The following is a 25,160-nucleotide window of genomic DNA, read 5'->3' as shown; positions in this document are numbered from 1 at the left end:
GGGGGATCTCCGGTTGGAGCGAGAACCGCTGGGCTTCGACCCCAACACGCCCAACGTCGCCCGGCTGTACGACTACTACCTCGGGGGCAAGGACCACTTCCCGGCCGACCGTAAGGCCGCCGAGAAGATCCTCGCCGTCGCGCCCGAGGTGCGTCTCGCCGCGCGGGCCAACCGGGCGTTCCTGGGGAGGGCCGTCCGCTTCCTGGCCCGGAGCGGGGTGACGCAGTTCCTCGACATCGGCACGGGACTCCCCACCCAGGGCAACGTGCACGAGGTCGCCCGAGAGGCCGCGCCAGGGGCGCGCGTGGTCTACGTGGACCGGGACCCCGTCGTGCTCGTGCACGCCCGCGCGCTGCTGGCCGACGACGCCAACACCGTCGTCGTCGAGGGCGACGTGCGCGACCCCGTCGGCATCCTGAAGAACCCCGACGTGACGGGGCTGCTCGACTTCAGCAAGCCCGTCGCCGTGCTGCTCGTCGCGGTGATGCACTTCGTGTCCGAGGCGGAGGGCCCCGAGGAGATCATCGGGACGCTGCGCGAGGTGATGGCCCCCGGCAGCTACCTGGTCATGTCGCACGGCACCAGCGACGCCCGGCCCGACGCCGTGGACAAGGGCGTCGAGGTCTACCGGAGCGCGACCTCGCCGCTGACCCTGCGCAGCCGCGAGCGCGTCAGGGAGCTGTTCGACGGGTTCGACCTCATCGAGCCGGGCCTGGTGTGGCTGCCGCAGTGGCGGCCGGACGACACCGACATGATCGACTTCGCCGAGGACCCGCAGTCGTCGCTCATCGTCTGCGGGATCGGCCGCAGGAGCTAGCCGACGGGGCCCGCGCCGGCGGGCCCCGTCGACCGGTTACTTCAGCGCGGCGAGGGCGGCGTCGTAGTCGGGCTCCTGGGTGATCTCCGGGACCAGCTCGGAGTGGATCACCTTGTTGTCGCCGTCGAGCACGACCACCGCGCGGGCGGCGAGCCCGGCCAGCGGCCCCGACTCCTGCGCGACGCCGTACTCGGTCAGGAACTCACGGCCCCGCATGAGCGACAGCATGACCACGTTGTCGAGCCCCTCGGCGCCGCAGAAGCGCTGCTGCGCGAACGGCAGGTCGGCCGACACGCAGAGCACCACGGCCTCCGGGTGCTCGGCGGCGACCTGGTTGAAGCGGCGTACCGAGGCGGCGCACACACCGGTGTCGACGCTCGGGAAGATGTTGAGCACCTTGACCGAGGAGCCGAACGACGCCAGCGTGACGTCGCTCAGGTCCTTGCCCACCAGGCTGAACGTGGGCGCCTCGGCACCCGGCTGCGGGAACGTGCCGCCCACCGTGACCGGGTTGCCCTTGAACGAGATCTCGGACATGAGAAAACCTCCTGTTAGCTGTGGTCCCCGGTGGCGATCCTATCGGCGGGCCGAGCGGTGCCACCGGGGCAGCCCGGGGTGTCTCACACGTTGCGCCGGTACTGACCCCCGGCCTCGAACAGGGCCTCGGTGATCTCGCCGAGCGAGCACACGCGCGCCGCGTCCATCAGCACCTCGAAGGCGTTCGAGCGGGACATGGCCGCCTCGCGCAGCCGGGCCAGCGCGGCGGGCGCCTCGGCGCGGTGCCGCTCGTGGAAGGCGCCGAGCCGGTCGAGCTGCGAGCGCTTCTCCTCCTCGGTGCCCCGGGCCAGCTCCAGCTTCCGCTCGTGCGGCTCGTCGCCGCGCGGGTTGCGGAAGGTGTTGACGCCGATGATCGGCAGCGAACCGTCGTGCTTGCGCATCTCGTACAGCATCGACTCGTCCTGGATGCGCCCGCGCTGGTAGCCCGTCTCCATGGCGCCCAGCACGCCGCCCCGGTCCGACAGCCGCTCGAACTCGCTGAGCACGGCCTCCTCGACCAGGTCCGTCAGCTCCTCGATGATGAACGAGCCCTGCAACGGGTTCTCGTTGCGGGCCAGGCCCCACTCGCGGTTGATGATGAGCTGGATGGCCATGGCCCGGCGCACCGAGTCGGCCGACGGGGTGGTGACCGCCTCGTCGAAGGCGTTGGTGTGCAGGCTGTTGCAGTTGTCGTAGATCGCGATCAGCGCCTGCAGCGTGGTGCGGATGTCGTTGAAGTCCATCTCCTGGGCGTGCAGCGACCGGCCCGAGGTCTGGATGTGGTACTTGAGCTTCTGCGAGCGCTCCGCGGCGCCGTACCGCTCGCGCATCGCGACCGCCCAGACGCGCCGGGCCACCCGCCCGAGCACGCTGTACTCGGGGTCCATGCCATTGGAGAAGAAGAACGACAGGTTGGGCGCGAAGTCGTCGATGTCCATGCCGCGCGCGAGGTACGCCTCGACGTAGGTGAAGCCGTTGGCCAGCGTGAAGGCGAGCTGGCTGATCGGGTTGGCCCCGGCCTCGGCGATGTGGTAGCCGGAGATCGACACCGAGTAGAAGTTGCGCACGCCGTTGGCGATGAACCACTCCTGGATGTCGGCCATCATCCGCAGCGAGAACTCGGTGGAGAAGATGCAGGTGTTCTGCCCCTGGTCCTCCTTGAGGATGTCGGCCTGGACCGTGCCCCTGACCGTGGCCAGCGTGCGGGCGCGCAGGTCGCGCGCCTCCGCCTCGGACGGCTCGCGCCCCTGCTCGGTCCGGAACCGGTCGAGGGCCTGGTCGACGGCCGCGTTGAGGTAGAAGGCCAGGATGGTGGGCGCCGGCCCGTTGATGGTCATCGACACGGACGTGTTGGGCGCCGCCAGGTCGAAGCCGTCGTAGAGGGCCTTCATGTCGTCGAGCGTGGCGATCGACACCCCCGAAGTACCGACCTTTCCGTAGATGTCGGGGCGGAGGTCGGGGTCGTGGCCGTACAGCGTGACCGAGTCGAACGCGGTGGACAGCCGCGTCGCCGGCTGGCCCTCCGAGAGCAGCTTGAAGCGCCGGTTGGTGCGGAACGGGTCGCCCTCCCCCGCGAACATCCGGGTGGGGTCCTCGTCGTCGCGCTTGAACGGGAACACGCCGGCGGTGAAGGGGAAGCGGCCCGGCAGGTTCTCCGAGCGCAGGAACCGCAGCAGGTCGCCGTGGTCGCTGTAGCGGGGCAGCGCCACCCGGGGGATGCGGTTGCCGGACAGCGTCTCGCGCCACAGCGGCGTGTGGATCTCCCGGTCGCGCACGCGGACCACCAGCTCGTCGGCGGTGTACTGCTCGCGCGTGGCGGGCCAGGAGTCGAGCAGCGCCCGGCTCTCCTCCGACAGCTCGCGCTCGGCCCGCTCCTCCAGGCCGGCCAGCCGCTCCTCGCCCCCTTCGCCCCCGCCGTCGCGCTTCAGGAGCGCGCGCACGGCGGCGACCTGCTGGCGGCGGCGGGCCGCCTCCGCCTGGGCGAGGGTCTCGGCGTGGTAGGCGCGGACGGTCTCGGCGATCTCCGCCAGGTACCGCACCCGCGCGGGCGGGACGATCGCCTCGGACGCCTCGGAGGTACGGCCGCGCACCGGCGCCAGCAGCCCCGGCCCGGCGGGCAGCCCCTTCTCCACGAGCACCGCCTTGAGGTGCTGGTAGAGGGCCGTCACCCCCGCGTCGTTGTAGCGGGCGGCGATCGTGCCGAACACCGGCATGTCGTCGGGCGAGACGCCGAACGCCTCCCGGTTGCGCACGAGCTGCCGGCGCACGTCGCGCAGGGCGTCCTCGGCCCCGCGCCGCTCGTACTTGTTGATCACCACGGCCTCGGCGAAGTCGAGCATGTCGATCTTCTCCAGCTGGGAGGCCGCGCCGAACTCCGGGGTCATGACGTAGATCGGCACGTCCACGTGCGGCACGATCCCGGCGTCGCCCTGGCCGATGCCGGGGGTCTCCACGATCACCAGGTCGTAGCCGGCGGCGCGGCAGGCCGCGACCACGTCGTCGAGGCAGGCGGGCACCTCGTTGGGCGCGCCCCGGGTGGCCAGCGAGCGGAAGTAGGTCTGCGGGCCGAGGCTGTTCATGCGGATGCGGTCGCCGAGCAGCGCGCCGCCCCCGCGCCGGCGGGTGGGGTCGATGGCGATGACGGCGATGCGCAGCTTGTCGTCGTTGTCCACGCGCAGGCGCCGGACCAGCTCGTCGGTGAGCGAGGACTTGCCGGAGCCGCCGGTGCCCGTGATGCCGAGCACGGGGGCGCGCGGGCCGCCGAGCACCTCGGCGTCGCCAGCGGCCGGTTCGCCGCCGGCGCGTGAGCCGCCGACGGCGCGCAGCCGGTCGAGCAGCTCGGCCGGTGCGCGGCCGGACTCGATCAGGGTGATCGCCCGGGCCAGCGCGGCCTGGTCGCCCGAGACCACGGCCTCCGCCGAGGGCGGGTCGCCCAGCTCGACGTCGCACTCCTCGACCAGCTTGTTGATCATCCCGGGCAGGCCGAGGCGCTGGCCGTCCTCGGGCGAGAAGATCCGGCTGACGCCCCGGGAGTGCAGCAGCTCGATCTCCTCCGGCACGATGACGCCGCCGCCACCGCCGTACACCTTGACGTGCCCCGCGCCGCGCTCGCGCAGCAGATCGACCAGGTAGGTGAAGAACTCGACGTGGCCGCCCTGGTAGGAGCTGACCGCGACGCCCTGGACGTCCTCCTGGATGGCGGCGGTCACGATCTCGTCCACCGACCGGTTGTGCCCCAGGTGGACGACCTCGGCGCCCTGGGACTGGAGGATGCGGCGCATGATGTTGATCGCGGCGTCATGGCCGTCGAACAGCGCGGCTGCCGTCACGAAGCGGACGGGATGGACCGGTACGTGCACGCCTGATCACTCCTCTTTGAGCGGCCTACCCTCAAGATACTAGGACGTCCTACTATTTCCTGTCGCCTGCCGGGTAGAGGTCGGTCATGCGCGCACTCACCTTGCGGCCGGACACCCGCGGGTCGCTCTGTGTCGAGGACGTACCCGACCCCGAGCCCGGCCCCGGCGAGCTGCTCGTCGAGGGCCTGGCCCTGGGCATCTGCGGCACGGACCGGGAGCTGGCCTCCGGTGAGTACGGCTTCTGGCGGGGCGAGAAGGACAGCATGATCCTCGGCCACGAGTCGCTCGGCCGCGTGCTCCGGGCGCCGGAGGGGTCCGCCTTCTCCCCCGGCGACCTCGTCGTGGGCGTGGTGCGCCGGCCCGACCCGGTGCCGTGCCCGGCCTGCGCCCGCGGCGAGTTCGACATGTGCCGCAACGGCCGCTACACCGAGCGCGGCATCAAGGCGCTCGACGGCTACGGCAGCGAGCTGTGGACCGTGGAGGAGGACTACGCCGTGCGCATCGACCCCCGCCTGGAGCGGGTGGGGATGCTGATGGAGCCGACCTCGGTCGTGGCCAAGGCGTGGGAGCACATCGAGCGGATCGGGGCGCGGTCCTGGTTCGAGCCGCGCACGGCGCTCGTCGTCGGCGCCGGGCCGATCGGGCTGCTGGCCGCCCTGCTCGCCACGCAGCGCGGGCTGGAGGTCCACGTCGTCGACCGCGCCACCGAAGGGCTCAAGCCGGACCTGGTGCGCTCGCTCGGCGCGGCCTTCCACTCCGGCGACTCCCTGGAGCCGGTGCGCGGCCTGCGCCCGGACATCGTCGTCGAGGCCACGGGGGCGGGCACGATGGTCCTCGACTCGATGGTGGCCAGCGGCTCGGCCGGCATCGTGTGCCTGACCGGCGTGTCGCCCGCCGGCAAGGTGCTGGACGCGGACGTGGGGCGCATCAACCGGGACATGGTGCTGGAGAACGACGTGGTGTTCGGCTCGGTCAACGCCAACCTGCGGCATTTCCGCGCCGCGGGCGAGGCGCTGGCGGCGGCCGACTGCGCCTGGCTGGAACGGCTGATCACCAGGCGGCTGCCGCTGGAGCGGGCGCTGGAGGCGTTCGACAAGCCGGGCGACGACGTCAAGCTGGTCATCGAGCTCGGCGACTGACCGGCGGACCGGCTCGCGTCAGTGTCTCGGCTCGTACCGCTCGTACGGCTCCTACGGTCCTACCGCTCGTACGGGCGGCGGCGGGAGGCCGGCGGCTGGTCGCCGGGAGGCCCGCCGATGACCACGGGAACCCGCCGGCTGCCGGTGTCGCGCTCGCGGCCGTCCCCGGCGGGATCGGGGCCGGACCAGGCGGGGTGGGCGTCGGTCCAGGCGGGGTCCGGGTCGGTCCAGGCGGGGTCGGGGTCCGGCCAGGCGGGGTCGGCGTCGGTCCAGGACAGGCCGTGGTCGCGGCGCGATGGCGCGCTCCAGGGCCAGGCGAGGCGGCGACGGGTGCCGCGGCGGCGTCCGGCGAAGCGTAAGGAGAGGACGATCGTCGTCAGCACCATGACGGCGAGCAGCGCGTGGGGCGTGCCCAGCACGTCGAACACCGACCCCTGGGGCTCCCGCTCCCGCAGCGCCGGCGCGAACGGCCGCTCGGTGGAGCGGATCTCGCTCAGCGTGGCGTTGGCCTTGACCAAGCGCGGCAGGCCGTACCCGACGACCTTGTCGGTCTCGCGGACCTTGCGCTTGAGCCAGACGCGGTCGACGTTCGCCTCGATGGTGTGGATCTTGCCGCCGGAGACGCTCTCGACGATGCCGACGTGGTCGATGCCCTGGTAGCTCTTGCCGCCCTTCCAGTCGAAGAAGACCAGCGCTCCCGGCTCCGGCTTGGCCGACCAGGCGCCCTGCTTGATGAACCAGGCGGCGTGGGACGGCGTCCAGGCGAAGCTGCCGACGTAGTCCGTGAGGCCGGCCCGGTCCGCCGCCCAGGCGATGAACATGTCGCACCAGGGCGCGTCCCGGTACTGGGCGTCCTGGACGCGCTCGGCGTACCAGTGGCCGAACTTGGTCTGCTGGCCGCCCTTCTCCCGGTAGCCGATCTCCTTACGGACCTGTTTCAGCAGAGCTTCCGCGATGGGGTCCAGCGCGACTCCTCCCAGAAAATCCGGACGATCACGATGTACGGTAATCGCCGCGCGGCGAGCGCGGGCCGCGCACCGCGAAAGTGGCGAGCTCTGAGAAGGAAAAGGACCTCCGTGACGGAAGTGACGCGGCTAGGCCCCGGCGCCCACGCGCCACACCTGGTCGTCGCCCGTGCCGGGCGCCACCACGTCGGCGACGATCACGGTCACGTTGTCCGGCGAGCCGCCCTCGTTGGCCAGGTCGATGAGGCGCTGCGTGGCCATCGCCGGGTCGGGATGCGTGGTGAGCACCTCGTGCAGCATCTCGGGACCGAGCACGGCCGTGAGCCCGTCGGAGCACAGCAGGTAGCGGTCGTCGGGCTCGGCCTCGCGCAGCGCCATGTCGGGCTCGGCCCGCCCCTCGCTGCCGAGCACGCGCAGCACCATGGAACGCCGGGGATGAACGGCGGCCTGATCCTCCGTTATCCGCCCTTCGTCCACCATCGACTGCACAAGTGTGTGATCCTTGGTCATCTGGTAAAGAGCACCATCGCGAAGCAGGTATCCGCGGGAGTCACCGAGATGAGCCAGGGCGAACCGGTAACCGTCCCAGAGCATGGCGGTCACCGTGGTCCCCATGCCCCTGCGCGCCGGGTCGATCTCCGCCAGCTCGACCAGCCGGCGCGCCGCCTCGTGCACGGCGCCCTCCAGGGCGGCCTCCAGGTCGGCGCCGGTCTCCGGAAGCGTGGCATCCAGCTCGCGCATGACGGCGATCGCCGCCGAGCTCGCGAGCTCGCCGGCCGCGTGGCCGCCCATCCCGTCAGCCACCACGAGCAGCCGGCCGCTCGCGTAGCCGGAATCCTCGTTCTGCTCCCTGCGGCGCCCCACATCTGATCCGGCGGCATAGCGGATGTTGTGCTTCATACCTAGCAGTAAATCATTGGTTGAAAGACTTCACAAGCAGATGCGCTGAAGACTCTTGTGAACTACTGTGGTCGCATGAGCCACGACCCGACCGTGAACGCCGGGGACATCGCCCGGCTCGCGGGGGTCGGGCGCGCCGCGGTGAGCAACTGGCGACGCCGCCACGACGACTTCCCCCGCCCCGTGGGCGGAACCGCCAACCAGCCGCTGTTCTCGCTGCGGCAGGTCGAGGCGTGGCTGCGGCGCTATGGGAAGTCCTACCAGGTATCCCTGGGAGATCGTGTGTGGCAGCGCTTGAAAGCCGCCGGAGATCTACGCCTGGGTGACCTTGTTGCCGAGGCGGGTGAGTTTCTTTCCACCGGGAGTGCCGAGCTGGAGCCCGAACTGGCCGGGCTGGTGTCCGAACTGGCCGAGCGGCACGGGCCGCTCACGGCGTACGAGTTCCTGTGCGAGCGCTACCTGGAGGCCCACTCGCGCCAGTTGTCGGTGACCCGGGAGGACGTCGCCGAGCTGATGGTCCGCCTGGTCGGCGCCGCCCCGTCGGACGATCGACCCGCGCCGGTCCGCACCGCGCCGTCGGACGGGCACCGGGCGAGCGGTCTCGCCGCGTCCGGTGCCCGCGCGTCCTCGGGGGGCCGTCGCCAGGTCGGCCTGCCCACGTCCCCTGAGGGCCGTCGCGAGAGCGCCTTGCCCACGTCCCCCGAGGGCCGTCGCGAGAGCGGCCTCGCCGCGTTCACGGACGGCCGTGGACAGGACGGCCTCGCCGCGTTCCCGGACGACCACCGCGAAGGGCGGGCCGGGGGCCTCATCGAGGCGCCGGCCACCATCCTGGACCCCGCGTGCGGCGTCGGCACGCTGCTGCTCGCCCCCAAGGCCGCCCGCCTGCTCGGGCAGGACCTCAACGGCGCCTCCGCCCGCATCACCGCGGCCCGGCTGAGGCTGCGCGGCGCCGACGCGCGGATCGTCCCCGGCGACGCCATCCGCCACGACGCCTTCGCCGGGGAGAAGGCCGACGCCGTCCTGTGCGACCCGCCGTTCAACGAGCGCGCCTGGGGCTACGAGGAGCTGACCGGCGACCCGCGCTGGGAGTACGGCCTGCCGCCGCGCGGCGAGTCCGAGCTGGCCTGGGTGCAGCACTGCCTGACCCATGTCCGGCCGGGCGGCCTGGTCGCCATCCTCATGCCGCCCGCCGCCGCGAGCCGCAAGGCGGGCCGCCGCATCCGGGCCAACCTGCTGCGGGCCGGCGCCCTGCGCGGCGTCGTGGCGCTGCCCGGCTCCGACCTGTGGCTGCTGCGCCGGCCGCGCGCGGGCGAGCGCCCGCCGTCCGACGTGCTCATCCTCGACGCGACGGCCGACCTGTCCGCCGTCGAGCCGGCCTGGCGCGCCTACCTCGACGACCGCTCCGACCGTACGGTGCGCATCATCGACCTGCTGGCCGACGAGGTGGACATGACGCCGGCCCGCCACCAGCGCCGCGACGACGTCGGCCGGGCCTTCACCGAGGCGCGCGACCGCTTCCTCGCGGCCGCCGCGACGCCGCCCGACCTCAAGGTGCTGGAGCAGCCGCTCGACCAGCCCGCCACCACCGTCGGCGACCTCATCAAGGAGGGCCTGGTCACCGTGCTCCAGGCGCCGCCCAAGATGGCCGCCGAAGGCGGCGACCTGCCGATGCTGACCGCCGACGACCTGGCCGGCGGCACGCCGCCCTCCGGCCGGGCGAACGCCCAGCAGGGGCTCGTGCAGGTGCGCCCCGGCGACGTGGTGGCCTCCTACTCCAGCGTCCGGGTCATGGCCGAGGGCGGCTGCGTGCTGGGGCCGCACCTGACGCTCTACCGGGTCGACCAGCGCCGGCTCGACCCCGACTTCCTGGCCGGCTTCCTGCGGGCGGCCGGTGGGCGCGCGACGACCGGCTCCAGCCGCTTCGACGTGCGGCGCACCCGCCTGCCGCGCCTGACGCTCAAGGAGCAGAGCGCGTACGGCGAGGCGTTCCGGCAGCTCGCGGTGCTGGAGGACGCGCTGCGTGAGACCTCCGTCCTGGGGCAGACACTGATCCGTCTGGGCCTCGACGGGCTGGCCGACGGCCACCTGCACCCGCCCGCTCATGGCCTCATGGAGTCAGGCGGCGGAGCCTGACGGTGTAGCTTTTCCCGAAAGGCGGCATGGAGGGGCGAATGGTCATCGGCGACCGCTATGTGCTCGAGCACTTCCCCCTCGGGCAGGGCGGCATGGGAGCCGTCTACGCGGGCCACGACCGCCACCTCGACCGCCGCGTCGCGGTCAAGCTGCTGCGCCTGCCGGCCGGCGGCCCGGACGGCGAGCTGGAGCGCCGCTTCATCCGGGAGGCCCGCATCCTGGCCCGGCTGGAGCACCCGGGCGCGCCGGTGCTCTACGACTTCGGCACCCACGAGCAGCGGCTGTACCAGGTCATGCAGTTCATCGAGGGCGTCACCGTGGCCGACGTGCTCAGCGAGCACGGGCCGCTGCCGGTTCCGTGGGCCGCCGCCGTCGCCGCGCAGGCGTGCGCGGTGCTGTCGGCCGCGCACGCCCTGGCGATCTGCCACCGCGACCTCAAGCCCACCAACCTCATGCTGTGCCCCGACGGCAGCGTGAAGGTGCTCGACTTCGGCCTGGCCATGCTGCGCGAGGCCGACGTCACGACGTTCACCCGGATCGGCCAGATCCTCGGCACGCCCGCCTACATGGCGCCCGAGCAGATCCAGCGGGGCGTCGCCGAGCCGCGCAGCGACCTGTACGCGCTGGGCTGCGTGCTGCACGAGATGCTGACCGGCCGGCAGCTCTTCACCGGGCCGACGGACTACGTGGTGTTCGAGAAGCAGGTCAAGGAGCGGCCTCCGGACATCCCGGGCCTGCCGGCCGGGCTCGGGGCGCTGCTGTCCGAGCTGCTGGAGAAGCGGCCCGACGACCGGCCCTCGGGGGCGGAGGAGCTGTACGAGCGGCTGGAGCCGTACGCGGTGGGGCTGCCCATGCTGCCCGGCTTCCTGGCCAAGGCGCCGAGTCCGGGCCGCATGTACGCCCGGATGGTCGGCCGCGTCCTCAGCGAGTGAGACGCTTCACGCCTGGGGGGCGCCGGGGAGGACGGCCTCGATGGCGGTCACGGCGTGGGCGCGGTGCGCGGCCAGGACCCGCACGGCCCCTTCGGCGTCGCGGCGGCGCAGCAGGTCGAGCGCGGCCCGGTGCTCCTCGATGACCCGCTCCCTGTTGGCCGGCTCCCCGTAGTAGACGGAGCGGTAGGCGTCGGTGGAGTCCCACAGCGTCCTGATCATCCGGACCATGCGCGGCAGCCCGGACGCCTCCAGGATCGTCATGTGGAAGCGGCGGTTGGCCTCGGCCATCGCCAGCACGTCGCCCGCGGCGGCGGCCTCCTCGACCTCCGCCTGCGCCCGCTCGGCCGCCCGCAGCGCCTCGTCGCCGATCCGCCCGGCCGCCCGGCGCACCGCCTCGGCCTCCAGGAGCTCCCGGATGAGGTAGACCTCGCGCAGGTCGCCGAGGGAGAGCCGCTCGACGAAGTAGCCCCGGTGGGCCTGGTAGGTGACCAGGCCCTCGCCCTGCAGCGTCTTGAGCGCCTCGCGCAGCGGGACGCGGCTCACGTCGAGCTCCTCGGCCAGCGCCTCCTGCCGGATGGGGTCGCCGGGACGCAGCCTGCCGGTGGTGATGGCGCGCCGCAGCTCCTCCAGGACGAACTGCTGCGCCGTGGGCGGCCTGCGCCGCCCACCGGCCTCGGCCGCGACACCCCTCTGGCCTTCTGGCGTGGTCATTCGCCCAATATCTCACGTACCCACTGATCGTCCTGCCCGAGCGAAGGGGGCGCGAGACGGTACTCCGGCGGCGTGCGGCTGAGGCCGACGGGGTTGGCCACCTGGGCGGCCGGCCCCTCGCCGACCAGCGGGTTCAGGCCCAGCTCGGTGGCCAGGGCGAAGGCGTCGGCCATGGTGTTGATCGGCCCGCAGGGCACCCCGGCGGCGCTCAGGGCGGCGAACCACTCGTCGGCCGTGCGGGCGGACAGCGCCCGGTCGAGCTCGGCGCACAGCTCGTCCCGGTGCGCGACGCGGCCGGCGTTGGCGGCGTACCTCGGGTCGGCCGCGAGGTCGTCGCGCCCGAGGGCCGCGCACAGGGCGCGGAACTGGCGGTCGTTGCCGGCCGCGATGACGATCGGCCGGTCGGCGGCCTGGAACACCTCGTACGGGACGATGCTGGGGTGCCGGTTGCCCATGGCGGAGGGCACCACGCCGGCGGCGGCGTACCCGGAGGCCAGGTTGGTCATGGCCGACAGCAGCGACGACAGCAGCGAGACCGTCACCCGCTGCCCCTGGCCGGTGGCGTCGCGGTGGCGGAGCGCGGCCAGCACGCCGAGCGAGGCGTGCAGCCCGGTGATCACGTCCACGAGGGCGACGCCCGCCTTGGTGCCGGGCCCGCCCGGTTCACCGGTGACGCTCATCAGCCCGCCGACGGCCTGCGCGATGAGGTCGTAGCCGGGCAGCCCGGCTCCCGCGCCCTCGCCGAAGCCGGTGATGGAGCAGTAGACCAGCCCCGGGTTGGCCGCGCGCAGCGTGTCGTAGCCGAGCCCGAGGCGGTCCATGGTGCCGGGCCGGAAGTTCTCGACGAGCACGTCGGCGCGGGCGGCGAGCGCGCGGGCCACCTCGGCGTCCGCCGGGTCGCGCAGGTCCAGGGCGATGGAGCGCTTGTTGCGGTTGACGGCCAGGAAGTAGGTGGCCTCTCCCCCGGCGTACGGCGGGCCCCACGAGCGGGTGTCGTCGCCGCCGCCCGGCCGTTCGACCTTGACGACGTCGGCGCCGAGGTCGGCGAGGAGCATGGTCGCGTACGGGCCGGCGAGCACCCGGCTGAAGTCGGCCACGAGCAGGCCGGACAGCGCCCCGCTCACGCCGGCGCCCCGAGGTAGACGGTGACGGTCTGGGTGAAGAACTCGCGGGCGGCCCGTCCCTGCTCCCTCGGCCCGAAGCCGCTGAGCTTGCTGCCGCCGAACGGCACCCAGGGGAAGGTGCCGGCGGACTCGGAGTTGACGTGGAGGACGCCGACGTCGAGGTCGTCCACGGCCCGCAGCGCGGCGCCGAGGTCGCGGGTGAAGATCGCCGCCGACAGCCCGTGCTCGCTCCGGTTGGCCAGCCGCAGCGCCTCCTCCGGGCCCGAGGCGCGCACCGCGCCGACGACCGGGCCGAACAGCTCGGTGCGCCACACGTCCAGGTGCGTGCCGGGCAGGGCGAGCACGGTGGGCGGGGTGAACCAGCCCTCGGCCAGCCGTCCTTCCCGGTACGGCCGGGCGCCCGCCAGCGGCTCGGCGCCGTCCTCGACGGCCCGCCGCACGCCGGCGGTCACCCGCTCCCTGGCAGCGGCGCTGACCAGCGGTCCCATCTCCACGCCGTCCTGGAGCGGGTCGCCGACGACGAGTTCCCCCGCCCTGGCGGCCACCTTGCGCAGCAGATCGGCCGCGACGGCCTCCTCGACCACGAGGCGGGAGGTGGCCGTGCACTTCTGCCCGGTGGACCGGAACGCGCCGAGGCACACCTGCTCGGCGGCGTGGTCGAGGTCGGCGTCGGCGAGCACGACGGCGGCGTTCTTGCCGCCCATCTCGGTCTGCACGGGCTTGGCCAGCTCGCCGCAGCGGGCGATGACGGCCCGGCCGACCTCGGTGGAGCCGGTGAAGGAGACGACGTCCACGCCGGGGTGGTCGATGATCGCCGCTCCGGCGTCGGCCTCGCCGTACACGAGGTTGAGCACGCCGCCGGGCAGGCCGGCCTCGGCGAGTGCGCCCGCCAGGCGCATGGCGAGGAGCGGCACGAGCGAGGAGGGCTTCCACACGACCGTGTTGCCGTAGGTCAGCGCGGGCCCGATCTTCCAGGCCGGGATGGCGATCGGGAAGTTGAACGGCGTGATGAGGCCGGCGACGCCCACCGGGCGGCGCATGACGAGCAGGTTCTCGCCGGGGCGCGGGGAGGCGTAGATCTCGCCGTTCTCGCGGTCGGCCTCGCCGGCGTAGTAGCGCAGGATGCGGGCCGCGCCGCGCACCTCGGCCACGGCCTCGGGGAGCGTCTTGCCCTCCTCGCGGCTCAGCTCGCGGCCCCACTCCTCGGCGGCGGCGTCGAGCAGGGCGGCGGCCCTGGACAGGACGGCGGCGCGCTCGTGGTGGGGGGTGGCGCGCCAGGACGGGGCGGCGTCCCGGGCGGCGCGGACGGCCAGCTCCACCTCTTCGGGGGAGGCGGCGCGCCCGCGGGCGACGATCTCGCCGGGGTTCGCGGGGTTGGCGTCGGCGAACTCGGCGCCGGATCCCTCGATCCAGCGGCCGTTCACGAGGTGCAGGAGCTCCATGGTCAAATCACCCTATCCATGCCATATTGCATAATCAATATTGGATCCAATATCCGATGCTGACAGGAGCGCTCATGCACCCCTCCGCTCTCTTCGCCCTCGACGGCCTCCTCACCGACGAGGAGCGCGACATCCGCGCGGCCGTCCGCCAGGTCTGCGACCGGGAGATCCGGCCGCACGTCGCCGGCTGGTTCGAGGCGGGCGAGCTGCCCGCGCGCGAGCTGGCCCGCACGCTCGGCTCGGTCGGCGTCCTCGGCATGCACCTCGACGGGTACGGCTGCGCCGGCCTCGGCGCCGTCGCGTACGGCCTGGCCTGCCTGGAGCTGGAGGCCGCCGACTCCGGGCTGCGCAGCCTGGTCTCGGTGCAGGGCTCGCTGGCCATGTACGCCATCTGGAAGTACGGCAGCGAGGAGCAGAAGCAGGAGTGGCTGCCCGCCATGGCGGCCGGGGAGCGCATCGGCTGCTTCGGCCTCACCGAGCCCGACTTCGGCTCCGACCCGGGCGGCATGCGCACGACGGCCAAGCGCGACGGCTCCGACTGGGTGCTCGACGGCACCAAGATGTGGATCACCAACGGCTCGATCGCCGACGTCGCGGTCGTCTGGGCGCGCGCCGAGGACGGCGTCCGCGGCTTCCTCGTCCCGGCGGGCACGCCCGGCTTCGCCGCGCACGACGTCAAGCACAAGGTGTCGCTGCGCGCCAGCGTGACCAGCGAGCTGGTGCTGGACGGCGTGCGCCTGCCGGCCGAGGCGATGCTGCCCGGCGCGCGGGGGCTGTCCGGCCCGCTGGGCTGCCTGAACGAGGCCCGCTTCGGCATCGTCTTCGGCGCGATGGGCGCCGCGCTCGACTGCCTGGAGACGGCGCTGGACTACGCCGCCACCCGCGAGGTGTTCTCCCGGCCGCTCGCCTCCTACCAGCTCACCCAGGCCAAGCTCGCCGACATGACGCTGGAGCTGGGCAAGGGCCTGCTGCTGGCGGTCCACCTCGGGCGGCTGAAGGAGCGCGGCGAGCTCACCCCCGAGCAGGTGAGCGCGGGCAAGCTCAACAACGTGCGCGAGGCCCTCGACATCGCGCGGACCTGCCGCACGCTGCTCGGCGCGAGCGGCGTCACGCTGGAGTACCCGGTGATCCGCCACGCCGTCAACCTGGAGTCCGTGCTGACCTACGAGGGCACCTCGGAGATCCACGCGCTGGTCGTCGGCAAGGCGCTCACCGGCCTGCCCGCCTTCCACTAGAACGGCCGCGCCGCTGACGGGGCGGCTCAGAACGTCTGCCAGGTCGTCCCGGCGACCTGGCAGAGCCGTCCCCGGTGGACGCGCATGGCGCCCGCGGCCACATCCAGGCTGATCACCGCGAGCGTCTCCCAGCGCTGGTCGAAGGGCAGCTCCGGGTCCGGGTGGGCGCACACCGGCGCCACCGGGGCGTGGCAGGTCATCGCCCCGGCCCGCGCCGTGAGGTCGGGGTCGGCCAGGCCGTCCGCCCGTTCCTCCAGGTGGCGCAGCCGGGCGTACGTGCCGGGCCGCTCGGTGCCGAGGTCCTCGCCCCGCGCCAGGCCCGGGTCCAGGAAGTGGTTGGTGTGCAGCAGCACGCCGCCGATCCCGTTCGCCCCGGCCTCGACCACCCCGACGCCCGCCGGGCAGATCTCCAGCGCCCTGACCCCCTCCAGGGTGACCACGGTGACGACCGTGGACGCCGACGTCCGCGCCGAACGGGCGATCCGCGTGGCCTCCTCCAGCGTGGCCGCCTCGCCGAGGATCCGGCGCGCGACCAGGTGGACGGGCACGCCGACGTCCGCGTGGTCGGAGCGGTGGCGCAGGATGTTGAAGTGGACGCCGAGGCCCGCGCCGTTGACGCCGATCTTGGCCAGCACCCCGGCCTCGGTGAACGTGCGCACCCGGCGCCCGCCGTCCGTCTCGAAGGCCCACAGCAGCGGCGCGTCGCGCAGGTGGTCGTGCCAGTCCCAGGTCTGGACGGTACGCGGCGAGCGGCCCGCGCCGAGCACGACGGCCGTCGAGCACTCGCCCTCGCCGCCGGCCCGCAGCGCCGCGAGGATCTCGGTGCGGGCGTTGACGGCGGCCACCTGCCAGGGCTCCAGGCCGCAGCCGGCCGCGATGCCGCCGATCTCCTCGGCCAGCGCCGGCGCCCACGCGGCCGTCGCGGCCAGCGCCCGCTCGGCCAGCTCGCGGACCTTCCCGGGCCCGGCCCCGCACGCCTCGAACAGCCGCAGGTAGCCGTCGTGGTTGGCGCGCACGGCCGCGCCCCAGTGGGTCCCGAACTCCCTGCCGCGCCCGCCCGGGTCCGGGCGCGAGGAGGTGAACGCGGGGAACCTGGTCACGAAGCCACCTCCGGGCCTGCCTGCCGCCCGGCACCCGCCGGGCCTGCCTGCTGCCCGGCATCCGCCGGGCGAGGGTCCACCTGGTCCATGAGCGCGGCCAGCGCCGGGTCCGCGTCGCGACGGACCCTCGCGCGCCGCCCGTCGTCGATGTCCTGGCTCAGCTTGAACATGCCGCGCTCCCCCGTCACCCGTACCCGGAAGGCGACCACACCGGACACGATCCGGGCGAACACCTCACGGGAGGCCGCGCCGGGCCGCCACGACGGCGTCCGGGACGACTCCATCGCCTCCACGGTCCGCTCCACCACCTCCAGCGGGTCGGGATGGACCTCGATCCGGCCCGTCAGGTGGACGGCCGCGTAGTTCCAGGTCGGCACCGCCGGGTCCGCCTCGTAGCTGGTCGGCGAGACGTACCCGTGCGGGCCCGAGAAGACGACCAGCGCCTCCGGCGCGGACTCCCAGGCGCGCCACTGCGGGTTGACCCGAGCCAGGTGGCCGACCAGCGTGGCCCCCTCGAACCCGGGCCCGCCCGCCTCCTCCACCAGCACCGGGGCGTGGGTGGCCACGGGCACGCCGCCCGCGACGCTGACCACGAGCGCGAACGGGTTCTCCCGCACCAGGCGGGCCGCGTGCGCCGGATCGGCGGGCGCGTAACGGGGGAAGACGTGCATCGGCCTACTCCACGCCGCTCAGGACGGCGTCCCAGGCCACCTCCGAGGCCAGCGCGCCGAAGCCCGCCGGCTTGAGCCCCTCCAGCTCCACCTCGTCGGTGGTGAGGGCGAACAGCACGTCGCCGTCCGTGGAGGTGTGGAACGGCTGGATGCCGCGGTGCATCGAGCTGTGCACCTGGCGCGCCACCTGGGCGAGGTCGCGGTCGGTCAGGCTCACGTTCGTCACCATGACGGTCAGCGTGGTGTTGCCCATCACGGCCGGCGCGTCCGCGAGGTCCGCGTAGTCCACGCTCGGGTGCCGCCTGACCCCTTCGCCGGAGTGGTAGTTGCCGCGCAGGATCTCGCCGTCGCGGCCCACGACCACGCCCACGGAGTTGATCACGGTCGCCACCAGCACCTTGGCGCTGCCGAAGACGCCGAACGCGGCGCCCTGCCCGGCGTACTCGGCCCGGCCGAAGTCGATCTTCCCGGCGGTGGCGCCGATGCCGGCCCCGCACCTGCCCACGGGGAACTCGCCCTCGCGGGCGGCGCGCAGCGCGGCGCGGCCGAGCGCGGCGTCGGGGTGGACGGCGTTGTCCCGGGCGGAGAAGTCGTAGATCACCGCGCCGGAGACGAGCTGCAGCTCGTCCCACCTGACCTGGTTGCCGCGCCGGGCGAGGAGCTCCTCGCTCACGCCCGCGGCGGCGGCCAGGCCGTACACCGAGCCGCCCGCGAAGCAGATCGCGTGGTTGAAGTCGTAGCCGCCGCTCATGCCGACCGCGCCGCCGCGGGCGTCGACGGCGGTGCGCGCGCCCGCCGGGACGTGCACGACGGTGCAGCCGGTGGGGCCCTCGGCGTACTCGGCGGTGCCGACGTACACGCCGGGCAGGTCGAACGGCACGCCGGCGCGGCCGGGGCTGGGCTGGGGGGTGAGCGGGAGGTCGTCGTTGCCCGGCACACCGGCGTTGAAGGACGAGACGGGGGCGAGGGTCACAGGGACTCCAGGAGCTGGCGCGAGTACGGGTGTTCGGGAGCGGTGTGGAAGACGGCGGCGTCCGCGGTCTCGACGATCACGCCGTCGCGCATGACGGCGATCCGGTCGGCCACGTACCGGACGGCGCCGAGGTCGTGGGAGATGAACAGGGCGCTGAAGCCGAACTCCGCCTGCAGGTCCTTCAGCAGGTTGAGGATCTGGGCCTGGACGGAGACGTCGAGGGCGCTGACCGCCTCGTCGAGGACGACGAAGCTCGGCCGGGTGATCAGCGCGCGGGCGATCGACACCCGCTGCCGCTGGCCGCCGGACAGCTCGTGCGGATAGCGCTCGGCGAAGGCGGCGCCGAGGCCGACCTGCTCCAGCGCCTCGGCCACCAGCGAGCCGGCGGGCCGGCCGAGCACGGCCAGCGGCTCGGCGACGCTCTGCCCGACGCGCATGCGCGGGTTGAGCGACCAGTGGGGGTGCTGGAGCACCGCCTGGATGCGCCCGGCCAGGTCGCGGCGCCTGCGCGGGAACGGCCTGCCGTCGAAGCGGACCGTGCCGGAGGTGGGCCGTCGCAGGCCGAGCGCCACCCGGCTGGTGGTGGTCTTGCCCGAGCCCGACTCCCCCACCACGCCCAGCGTCTCGCCCTCGGCCACGGCCAGCGAGATGCCGCGCACGGCGTCGAGGCGGCGCCGCCGCAGGGGCGGGCCGGTGGTGAAGGACACCGTGACGTCGTCCAGTTCCAGGATCACGCGACCACCTCCAGCTCCGCGGCCCGTCCGGCTCCGCCGGTCACGCGACCACCTCCAGTTCTCCGGTCAGGTCGGCGGCCCGGTGGCAGAGCGCGTCCTGCTCGCCCACCCGGACCGGCGCGGGCCGCTCGACGGCGCAGCGTTCCTCGGCGAACGGGCAGCGCGGCTCGAAGGCGCACCCCGGTGACGGCCCCGTCAGCACCGGCGGCCGGCCGGGCACGGGCCGCAGCCGAACGCCGGGCGGCGCCGCCGCGGGCGCCGACGCGGCCAGGGCCGCGGTGTAGGGGTGGGCGGGGGCGCCGAGCACCGCCGCAGCGGGGCCGGACTCCACGACCCGGCCGCCGTACATGACGGCCACCCGGTCGCACCGCCGGGCCACGGCCGGCAGGTCGTGGCTGAGCCAGACGATGCTCGTCCCCGCCCCGGCCGCGAGCGCGAACACCACGTCCAGCACCTTCTCCCGCACCTGGGCGTCCAGCGAGGCGGTCGGCTCGTCGGCGACCAGCAGCTCGGGCGAGGCGGCCATGGCCAGCGCGATCGCCACCCGCTGCGCCATGCCGCCGGAGAGCTGGTGCGGGTACGCGGAGGCGACCCGGTCCGCGTCCAGCCCGACCCGGGCCAGCTGGGCGGCCACGTCGTCGCGGCCCGTCCGGCCCAGCACGAGCCGTAGCTGCCGCCCCACCCGCATGGTCGGGTCGAGCGAGGCGATCGGGTCCTGGAAGACGAAGCCCAGCCGGCTCCGGCGCAGCCGCCGCAGCTCGGCCGGGCGCAGGGCCAGCACCCTCTCCCCGGCCACGCGTACCTCGCCCGCCTCGACCCGGGCCTGGCGGGGCAGCAGGCGGCCGATCGCCGCGCCGAGCGTGGACTTGCCCGAGCCGCTCTCGCCCACCACGCCGACCGTCTGCCCGGCCGCCACCCGCAGGTCGGCGCCGTCGAGGGCGCGGGCCCGGCCGTAGTCCACGACCAGGCCGTCCACTTCCAGCAGCGGGTTCATACCAGCGACCTCGTCTCCCTCGGTTCGAAGCGGTCGCGCAGGCCGTCGCCGAACACGTTGATGGACAGGATGGCCAGCACCAGCACGGCGCCCGGCCCGATGATCAGCCAGGGGGCTGCCATCATGTACGTCCCACCCTGCCGGATGAGCACGCCGAGCGACGCCTGCGGCGGCTGCACGCCGAAGCCCAGGAAGCTCAGGCCGCCCTCGACGGAGATGCCGACCGACAGCGCGTACGTGCCCTGCACGGCGATCGTCCCGGCCACGTTCGGCAGGACGTGCCGGCCGAGCACGCGCGGCAGCCGGGCGCCGCTGATGACGGCGGCCGTCACGTAGTCGCGCCCGGCCACGGCCACGGCGGCGGCCCGCACGAGCCTGGTCATGAGCGGGATGGTCACGAGCACGATGCCGGCCAGCGCGGCGAGCTGCCCCGGCCCGGCGACGGCGGCCACGAGCACGGCCAGCACGATCGCCGGGAACGAGTAGAGCACCTCGACCACCCGCATGATCAGCTCGTTCAGGTAGCCGCCCCGGTAGCCGGCGAGGACGCCGAAGCCGGCGCTCAGCGCGGCGGTGACGAGCACGGCCGCCGACGACAGCAGCAGCGTGGTGCCCACGCCCTCCATGACGCGCGGCAGCACGGAGCGGCCCAGGTTGTCGGTGCCGAGCCACCAGCCGGGGCCGGGCGGCCGGAGCCGCGGCCCGACGATGGCGTCGGGGTCGCCGGCGGCGTCCACGAGCGAGCCGAGGGCCAGCAGCACGAGCAGCAGCAGGCAGGCCAGGCCCGCCAGCGACAGCGGGTCGAGCCCGCGGGCCCGCGCCCCGCCGCGAATCTCGGCTCGGGCCCGCCCGCTCCGGAGCATCTTCACGCGCGCCTCCCGAGCCGCGGGTCCACCAGGCCGACGAGCAGGTCGACCAGGACGTTCATGACGATGAACACGGCGGCCGCGAGCAGCACGCCGGCCTGCACGACCGCGTAGTCCCTGCGGCCGACCGCCTGCACGACGTAGGAACCGATGCCGGGCAGGTTGAACAGGTACTCGACGATCAGCGCGCCGCCCAGCAGGTACGCGGTGACCGTCGCCGTGAGCGTGAGCACCGGGCCGGCGGCGTTGCGCAGGACGTGGTGCCTGACGATGAACCACGGCGTCTCGCCCCGGGCGACGGCGGCGGTGATGTGCTGCTCCACCAGCACGCCGAGCACCGCGTCGCGGGTCGTCCGGGCCGTGGCCGAGATGGCGAAGATCGACAGGACCGCGGCGGGCAGCAGGTATCCGGTGGTCTGCAGGCCGTACCGGGAGACCACGAAGACGACGAGGCTGCCCAGCGCGAACTCCGGGACGCTCACGCCGAGGCCGCTCAGCAGCCGGCCGGCGCCGCCGCCACCGCCGGGCCGGGCGCGCACGGCGGTGACGACGCCCAGCGGCACCCCGGCCAGGACCGCGGCGGCCACGGCGAGCAGCGTGAGCCGCGCGGTCACCGGCAGCCGCGCCGCCAGCTCGGCCGCGACCGGCTGGCGGCTGATCATCGAGGTGCCGAGGTCGCCGGTGCCGACCGCCGCCAGCCAGTGCCCGTACTGGGCGAGCACCGACTGGTCGAGCCCGTAGCGGGCGGCCAGCGCCGCCTTCTGCTCCGGCGTGGCGAACGGGCCGAGGATGGTCTCGGCGAACCCGCCGGGCATCAGGCGCAGGGCCGCGAAGATGAGCACCGAGATGCCGAGGAGCGTGACGGCCGAGCTGAGCGCCCGGCCGCCCCACCACAGCAGCAGCCGCATCGCGCTCAGCCCCGCTTGACGCGGGCGTCGGCGACCAGCCGCAGCAGGTTGCCGTACCCCTCGGTGGCGTACAGGCTGGGGCTGACCGCGTCGGCTCGGTAGGCGATCGTGGCCGGGCGGGTCACCAGGGGCACCATCTGGGAGTCGGTGTCCGCCTTGGCGCACACCTCGGCCAGCGCCTTGTCCCGTTCCGGGCCCGCCGGGGTCTCGCCGGCCCTGGCGATGAGCGTGTTGAGGTCCTTGTCGGCCCGCATGAAGCCCTGGTTGAAGCCCGCCACGTCCGGGTTCCACCAGGTGGTGACCATGCCGGGGTCGGCGTAGCCGGCGAACCACGACAGGGCGGAGTCGAACGTGGCCGGCGCCTTGCCGTACACCTTGCCCGCCCAGCTCGCCTCGTCCATCTGCTCGATCTTGACGGTGACGCCGGCCTGCTGGAGGTTCTGCTGGATCACCTGCGCGACGGCCGGGGCCGGCTCGGTGGCGTAGATGCTGAGCGTGAAGGACAGGTTCGCGGCGCCGGCCTGGGCGAGCAGCTCCTTGGCCCCGGCCGCGCCGCCGCCGGTGGCCGACGGGAGCGTGGCCGGGTCGCAGGCGCCGGGCAGGCCCGCCGGGGTGACGCCGGTGGGCCTGCCCTGGCCGCCGAGCGCCACCTCGGCGATCTGCTTGCGGTCGAGCGCCATGTTCACCGCCTGCCGGACCCGGGGGTCGGCGAACTTGGGGTTCCTGGAGTTGAGCATCAGGTAGTAGAAGTCGGTGGTCGCCTGGGTGGCGACCTTGACGTCTGTCGCGCCGGCCAGCATCGCGGCGGAGTCGACGTTGCCGAGCGAGGCGAGGGCGGCGCTGCCGTTCTGCACGGCCGCCACGCGCGCCGCCTCCTCCGGGGCGATGGTGACGGACAGGCTGTCGGCGGCCGGCTTGCCCTTGTCCCAGTAGTGCTCGTTGCGGACGAAGGACCACGAGACGTCCTGGCGGTGGTCCTTCACCTTGAACGGGCCCGTGCCGAGCATCTGCTTGGCCGGGTCGAGCGAGCCGGCCTCGATCTCCTTCATCGGCAGGACCGCGGCCGGCACGTTGGCCAGCGCGGCGAGGAACGGCGTGTACGGCCGGGCCAGCGTGACCTTGACGGTGCCGGCGTCCACCTTGACGACCTTCTCGACCGGCCCGAGCTGGCCGCGCCACACCGACTTGGCGGCCAGCAGCCGCCTGAGGCTGCCGACCACGTCGTCGGCGGTCATCTCCCGGCCGTTGGAAAAGGCCACGCCCTTGCGCAGGTGGAAGAGGTAGGTCTTCGGGTCCGGGGTCTCCCAGCTCTCGGCGAGCGCGGGCTTCGGGGCGAAGTCGGGGCCGACGGTGACGAGCGTCTCGTACACCAGCGACATGAGCTGCCAGGAGGTGGCCACGTCGGCGAGCTGGGGGTCCAGCCCGGTCGCGGCCCCGCTGTCGATGTGCACGGCGAAGGTGAGCGCGCCGCCCGCGGGCAGCTTGCCGTCGGCGAGCGCGAGGTATCCGGGCGGGGCCGTCGCGTCCGCGCCCGCGCCCCCGGGCGTGCCGGGGGCGGCGGCGGTCCCGCCGGCGCAGGCCGAGGTGGCGGTGAGCACGGCGGCGGCCCCGCAGGCCAGTCTGTATCGCATGACGCCTCATCTCTGGTGGCAGGAGCCCTCGGCGGGGGCGCCGGGCGGGGCGCCGTTCACGGGGGTGTGGCAGGAGCTCGGGGAGGTGGCGCTCGGGGGGACGTCGAGCGTGGGGTTGCGGTCGAAGAATCCGACGGGCCTGAGGGTGAAGCCGCACGTGTCGACCGGCATGATCGGCCAGTCCTCGGTGCGGGGGAAGTGGGTCAGCCCGAACGTGTGCCACAGCACGATGTCCTGGCCGTCGATGTCGCGGTCGGCCGCGGTGTACGCGGGGAGGCCGGCTCCGCCGGGGTGCTGGTTGACCAGGTCGCCCGCCGGATACCGTTCCGCCGGATGGTAGCGCGTCACCCACAGGTGGCTGGTGGCGAACTCGGCCCGGGAGCGGATCGAGGAGTCCTCGTGGGCGAGCAGGGTGGGCAGGCCCTCGGGATGCAGGGCGTAGCCGACGGGCTCGCCCAGCCGGTTGGCGACCCGCGGGTTGACCACGTGCCAGGTGCGGCCGGCGGCCAGGTCGGCCTGGCGCCTGCCCTGCGACTCGGTGCGCAGCCGGGTGGCGCGCCGGCCGAAGGCGTTGCCGTACGGGTTGGCCTCGTCCATGGGCAGGCGGACGACCTCGACCTCGTCCACGGCGTTGGCCGGGCCGTCGACCATCATGTCCAGCCGGGCCGAGAACAGGTGCTGGTGGTAGGGCGCGGCCAGGCCCGGCGCCACCTGCGAGGCGTACGGCGCGGCGCGCTCGTCGTAGGCGCCGGTGAACACGATGCCGGTGGCCTTGACCTCCAGCTCGATCGTGCCGTCCAGGTAGAGGTACCAGTAGAAGCCGTAGTCGTAGTTGCCGACCGTGACGAAGAAGGAGATCACCAGCCTGCGCTGCCGCCTGGTCTCGCGGGAGCCGTTGGCCGGGTCGGTGTGCTTCCACAGCACGCCGAAGTCCTCCTCGTGCATGCAGATCGCGTTGGTCAGCGCCTTGGGCGAGCCGTCGCCGCCGGTCACGGTGACGTCGAAGTAGGTGATCTCGCCCAGGCAGTCGCAGCCCAGCTCCAGGGAGTTGGCCAGCTTGCCGAGCTGGTACTCGCCGGTGTCGAAGTAGTTCTGCCAGAACCGGATCCGGCTGGGGTCGCCGTAGGGCACCAGCATCTCGGCCACCGACGCCCGGTAGACGATCGGCCGGCCGTCGAAGGCGATCTGGTGCAGCACCAGGCCCTCGCGCATGTCGTAGCCGAGCCGGACGCTCCACTTCTCCCAGGTGACGAGGTTGCCGTCGATCGCGAAGCTCGGCCCTTCGGGCTGCGTGATGTGGATCGGGCGCTGGGTGGTGCGCGGCTCGCCGAAGGCGCCAGGCAGGTGGTAGTCGCCGTGCTCGGCCGGGATCGGCAGGACGCCCGTGTCGACGATCTCGATCACGGTGCCCTTGAGCAGGTCCACGTACGCGACCAGGCCGTCGATCGGGTGCGCCCACGGCAGGCTGTCGGGAGTGGGCCGCAGGTGGGCGAGGACGCGCGCGACCCGCCGGCCCTCCTCGCCGGGCAGCCCGTAGTGGCCGGCCGACAGGGCGGCGAGCCAGATCTCGGCGCCGGCGTCCAGGCCGCGCCGGGCCAGGGCGGCGGCCCAGCCCTCGTCGGCCTTGAGCACCCTGCGGACCAGCTCGTGCTCCTCGTCCAGCATGGGGACCTGACCGGCGGTCACCGGGTCGATCGGCCGGCTCGACTCGACCCGGCCGTCGGTGAGCGAGACCACGACGTCGTGAGCCTGCTCGGTGGCCAGGTCGACGAGCAGGGCGCGGGCGCGCCGGGGAGCCGGGCCCGCGCCGAGGACCTGCTCCTTGGGCGGTTCCTCGACCCCGAGGTAGGAGATCCGGCCGGAGCCGGCCGCCAGCACGCCGTCCTCGGTCATGATCCGTGTGACGTCCTCGATCTCCCGCGCGCCGAGCGGGTCGAGCGGGTGCGGCCGCTCGCCGACGCCGAGAACTCGCCGTCCAGATGACATCCG

The 25,160-nt window shown here is 73.8% G+C and carries 21 protein-coding genes; 5 read left to right on the top strand and 16 right to left on the bottom strand.

The window, feature by feature from the left end; translation table 11 throughout:
- Positions 1 to 13 precede the first annotated feature (13 nt).
- Positions 14 to 817: an SAM-dependent methyltransferase gene (locus HT134_RS14955; protein WP_175600928.1), complete on the top strand. Its 804-nt coding sequence runs from the start codon at positions 14 to 16 to the stop codon at positions 815 to 817.
- Positions 818 to 853: 36 nt separating this feature from the next.
- Here HT134_RS14955 and tpx read toward each other — a convergent pair whose 3' ends face one another.
- Together tpx and icmF are read right to left on the bottom strand one after the other, a co-directional pair.
- Positions 854 to 1,354 carry a thiol peroxidase gene (gene tpx / locus HT134_RS14950; protein WP_175600927.1) on the bottom strand — a complete coding sequence of 167 codons (501 nt, stop codon included), beginning with the start codon at positions 1,352 to 1,354 and terminating at the stop codon, positions 854 to 856.
- A gap of 83 nt (positions 1,355 to 1,437) precedes the next feature.
- Positions 1,438 to 4,713, bottom strand: coding sequence for a fused isobutyryl-CoA mutase/GTPase IcmF (icmF, locus tag HT134_RS14945; protein ID WP_175600926.1), 3,276 nt, complete (start codon positions 4,711 to 4,713; stop codon positions 1,438 to 1,440).
- 86 nt (positions 4,714 to 4,799) lie between these two features.
- Here icmF and HT134_RS14940 point away from each other — a divergent pair, with 86 nt between their 5' ends.
- On the top strand, positions 4,800 to 5,852 hold the full coding sequence (locus HT134_RS14940; protein ID WP_175600925.1) for a glucose 1-dehydrogenase: 1,053 nt from the start codon (positions 4,800 to 4,802) through the stop codon (positions 5,850 to 5,852).
- 59 nt (positions 5,853 to 5,911) lie between these two features.
- Here HT134_RS14940 and HT134_RS14935 read toward each other — a convergent pair whose 3' ends face one another.
- Together HT134_RS14935 and HT134_RS14930 are read right to left on the bottom strand one after the other, a co-directional pair.
- Positions 5,912 to 6,772, bottom strand: coding sequence for a CHAP domain-containing protein (locus tag HT134_RS14935; protein ID WP_312888142.1), 861 nt, complete (start codon positions 6,770 to 6,772; stop codon positions 5,912 to 5,914).
- A gap of 174 nt (positions 6,773 to 6,946) precedes the next feature.
- Positions 6,947 to 7,717 (bottom strand): PP2C family protein-serine/threonine phosphatase, encoded by a 771-nt coding sequence (locus HT134_RS14930; RefSeq protein WP_175600923.1) that lies wholly within the window; start codon positions 7,715 to 7,717, stop codon positions 6,947 to 6,949.
- A 75-nt stretch (positions 7,718 to 7,792) separates the two neighbouring features.
- On the opposite strand from HT134_RS14930, the gene HT134_RS45600 reads away from it, so the two are divergent.
- Entirely contained in the window at positions 7,793 to 9,850 is a 2,058-nt protein-coding gene (locus tag HT134_RS45600; protein ID WP_246364391.1) for an N-6 DNA methylase, read from the top strand.
- Between the two features lie 38 nt (positions 9,851 to 9,888).
- Complete coding sequence (locus HT134_RS14915; RefSeq protein ID WP_175600922.1) at positions 9,889 to 10,782, top strand: serine/threonine-protein kinase; 894 nt, start codon at positions 9,889 to 9,891, stop codon at positions 10,780 to 10,782.
- Positions 10,783 to 10,788: 6 nt separating this feature from the next.
- Here HT134_RS14915 and HT134_RS14910 read toward each other — a convergent pair whose 3' ends face one another.
- From HT134_RS14910 to HT134_RS14900, 3 genes are read right to left on the bottom strand one after another with little or no spacing between them, the layout of a single operon-like run.
- Positions 10,789 to 11,493: a GntR family transcriptional regulator gene (locus tag HT134_RS14910; protein WP_175600921.1), complete on the bottom strand. Its 705-nt coding sequence runs from the start codon at positions 11,491 to 11,493 to the stop codon at positions 10,789 to 10,791.
- Positions 11,490 to 12,617, bottom strand: a complete 1,128-nt coding sequence (locus HT134_RS14905; protein ID WP_175600920.1) for a CaiB/BaiF CoA transferase family protein — start codon at positions 12,615 to 12,617, stop codon at positions 11,490 to 11,492. The genes HT134_RS14910 and HT134_RS14905 overlap by 4 nt, the downstream gene beginning before the upstream one ends.
- The gene (locus HT134_RS14900; RefSeq protein ID WP_217707822.1) at positions 12,614 to 14,059 is read right to left on the bottom strand and encodes an aldehyde dehydrogenase family protein; all 1,446 of its coding nucleotides are present in this window, start codon (positions 14,057 to 14,059) and stop codon (positions 12,614 to 12,616) included. The genes HT134_RS14905 and HT134_RS14900 overlap by 4 nt, the downstream gene beginning before the upstream one ends.
- A gap of 74 nt (positions 14,060 to 14,133) precedes the next feature.
- Here HT134_RS14900 and HT134_RS14895 point away from each other — a divergent pair, with 74 nt between their 5' ends.
- On the top strand, positions 14,134 to 15,294 hold the full coding sequence (locus HT134_RS14895; protein ID WP_175600918.1) for an acyl-CoA dehydrogenase family protein: 1,161 nt from the start codon (positions 14,134 to 14,136) through the stop codon (positions 15,292 to 15,294).
- A gap of 26 nt (positions 15,295 to 15,320) precedes the next feature.
- Here the strand turns inward: HT134_RS14895 and HT134_RS14890 are convergent, their stop codons facing one another.
- The 9 genes from HT134_RS14890 to HT134_RS14850 are packed head-to-tail and all read right to left on the bottom strand — an operon-like array spanning position 15,321 to position 25,157.
- Positions 15,321 to 16,394 carry a C45 family autoproteolytic acyltransferase/hydrolase gene (locus HT134_RS14890; RefSeq protein ID WP_175600917.1) on the bottom strand — a complete coding sequence of 358 codons (1,074 nt, stop codon included), beginning with the start codon at positions 16,392 to 16,394 and terminating at the stop codon, positions 15,321 to 15,323.
- A complete protein-coding gene (locus HT134_RS14885; protein WP_175600916.1) occupies positions 16,391 to 17,065 on the bottom strand; it encodes an FMN-binding negative transcriptional regulator in 675 nt (224 codons plus the stop codon). Before HT134_RS14885 ends, HT134_RS14890 begins: the two co-directional genes overlap by 4 nt.
- Before the next feature lie 4 nt (positions 17,066 to 17,069).
- Positions 17,070 to 18,038: a P1 family peptidase gene (locus HT134_RS14880; protein ID WP_175600915.1), complete on the bottom strand. Its 969-nt coding sequence runs from the start codon at positions 18,036 to 18,038 to the stop codon at positions 17,070 to 17,072.
- Positions 18,035 to 18,772 (bottom strand): ATP-binding cassette domain-containing protein, encoded by a 738-nt coding sequence (locus HT134_RS14875; RefSeq protein WP_175600914.1) that lies wholly within the window; start codon positions 18,770 to 18,772, stop codon positions 18,035 to 18,037. Before HT134_RS14875 ends, HT134_RS14880 begins: the two co-directional genes overlap by 4 nt.
- Positions 18,773 to 18,812: 40 nt before the next feature.
- A complete protein-coding gene (locus HT134_RS14870; RefSeq protein ID WP_175600913.1) occupies positions 18,813 to 19,766 on the bottom strand; it encodes an ABC transporter ATP-binding protein in 954 nt (317 codons plus the stop codon).
- Positions 19,763 to 20,629 (bottom strand): ABC transporter permease, encoded by an 867-nt coding sequence (locus HT134_RS14865; RefSeq protein ID WP_175601143.1) that lies wholly within the window; start codon positions 20,627 to 20,629, stop codon positions 19,763 to 19,765. Before HT134_RS14865 ends, HT134_RS14870 begins: the two co-directional genes overlap by 4 nt.
- A gap of 2 nt (positions 20,630 to 20,631) precedes the next feature.
- Complete coding sequence (locus HT134_RS14860; protein WP_175600912.1) at positions 20,632 to 21,540, bottom strand: ABC transporter permease; 909 nt, start codon at positions 21,538 to 21,540, stop codon at positions 20,632 to 20,634.
- Positions 21,541 to 21,545: 5 nt separating this feature from the next.
- Positions 21,546 to 23,171 carry an ABC transporter substrate-binding protein gene (locus HT134_RS14855; RefSeq protein WP_175600911.1) on the bottom strand — a complete coding sequence of 542 codons (1,626 nt, stop codon included), beginning with the start codon at positions 23,169 to 23,171 and terminating at the stop codon, positions 21,546 to 21,548.
- A 6-nt stretch (positions 23,172 to 23,177) separates the two neighbouring features.
- Entirely contained in the window at positions 23,178 to 25,157 is a 1,980-nt protein-coding gene (locus HT134_RS14850; RefSeq protein ID WP_175600910.1) for a primary-amine oxidase, read from the bottom strand.
- Positions 25,158 to 25,160: the final 3 nt, after the last annotated feature.

Origin of the sequence: Nonomuraea rhodomycinica (genome assembly GCF_013363995.1) — a bacterium.
Classification (GTDB): Bacteria; Actinomycetota; Actinomycetes; order Streptosporangiales; family Streptosporangiaceae; genus Nonomuraea; species Nonomuraea rhodomycinica.
The sequence above is the reverse complement of the archived record's forward strand: the minus strand, read 5'-3'. Positions and strand labels throughout refer to the sequence as shown.

Bases quoted from the DNA above. Each gene is read 5' to 3' on its own strand.
- tpx (WP_175600927.1), bottom strand. From the start codon at position 1,354: ATGTCCGAGATCTCGTTCAAGGGCAACCCGGTCACGGTGGGCGGCACG.
- HT134_RS14940 (WP_175600925.1), top strand. From the start codon at position 4,800: ATGCGCGCACTCACCTTGCGGCCGGACACCCGCGGGTCGCTCTGTGTC.
- HT134_RS14930 (WP_175600923.1), bottom strand. From the start codon at position 7,717: ATGAAGCACAACATCCGCTATGCCGCCGGATCAGATGTGGGGCGCCGC.
- HT134_RS45600 (WP_246364391.1), top strand. From the start codon at position 7,793: ATGAGCCACGACCCGACCGTGAACGCCGGGGACATCGCCCGGCTCGCG.
- HT134_RS14915 (WP_175600922.1), top strand. From the start codon at position 9,889: ATGGTCATCGGCGACCGCTATGTGCTCGAGCACTTCCCCCTCGGGCAG.
- HT134_RS14910 (WP_175600921.1), bottom strand. From the start codon at position 11,493: ATGACCACGCCAGAAGGCCAGAGGGGTGTCGCGGCCGAGGCCGGTGGG.
- HT134_RS14900 (WP_217707822.1), bottom strand. From the start codon at position 14,059: ATGGAGCTCCTGCACCTCGTGAACGGCCGCTGGATCGAGGGATCCGGC.
- HT134_RS14895 (WP_175600918.1), top strand. From the start codon at position 14,134: ATGCACCCCTCCGCTCTCTTCGCCCTCGACGGCCTCCTCACCGACGAG.
- HT134_RS14885 (WP_175600916.1), bottom strand. From the start codon at position 17,065: ATGCACGTCTTCCCCCGTTACGCGCCCGCCGATCCGGCGCACGCGGCC.
- HT134_RS14870 (WP_175600913.1), bottom strand. From the start codon at position 19,766: ATGAACCCGCTGCTGGAAGTGGACGGCCTGGTCGTGGACTACGGCCGG.
- HT134_RS14865 (WP_175601143.1), bottom strand. From the start codon at position 20,629: ATGCTCCGGAGCGGGCGGGCCCGAGCCGAGATTCGCGGCGGGGCGCGG.
- HT134_RS14860 (WP_175600912.1), bottom strand. From the start codon at position 21,540: ATGCGGCTGCTGCTGTGGTGGGGCGGCCGGGCGCTCAGCTCGGCCGTC.
- HT134_RS14855 (WP_175600911.1), bottom strand. From the start codon at position 23,171: ATGCGATACAGACTGGCCTGCGGGGCCGCCGCCGTGCTCACCGCCACC.
- HT134_RS14850 (WP_175600910.1), bottom strand. From the start codon at position 25,157: ATGTCATCTGGACGGCGAGTTCTCGGCGTCGGCGAGCGGCCGCACCCG.